The organism is Actinosynnema sp. NPDC023658 (genome assembly GCF_040639995.1).
GTDB lineage: Bacteria > Actinomycetota > Actinomycetes > Mycobacteriales > Pseudonocardiaceae > Actinosynnema.
Window position 1 is genome coordinate 1 of sequence record NZ_JBFAAX010000176.1, and the last position, 251, is coordinate 251.

Sequence of the window (251 nt, forward strand, 5' to 3'; positions counted from 1 at the left end):
CTCCCGTAGCACGGGAAAAGGCCCGCCACCGGCGAGGTGGCGGGCCTTTCACGTCGTGGTCGGTGGTTACCGCACGCTGGTGCGGTGGCGGTTGCCGGCGATGGCCTCCGCGACGCCGATCAGCAGCACCGACGCGATCACCGCGACGATGAAGCCGAGGACGTTCAGCTCGAAGATGTCGCCCGTGCCGAGCAGGCTCGCGATCGTGCCGCCGATCACGGAGCCGACCAGTCCGAGCAGCAGAGTCGCCA

1 protein-coding gene is annotated in these 251 nt (G+C 69.3%); it reads right to left on the minus strand.

What is annotated here, in order from left to right; genetic code table 11:
* Positions 1–66: 66 nt before the first annotated feature.
* A partial coding sequence (locus AB0G02_RS19320) for a GlsB/YeaQ/YmgE family stress response membrane protein (RefSeq protein ID WP_360796043.1) occupies positions 67–251 on the minus strand: 185 nt, incomplete at its 5' end.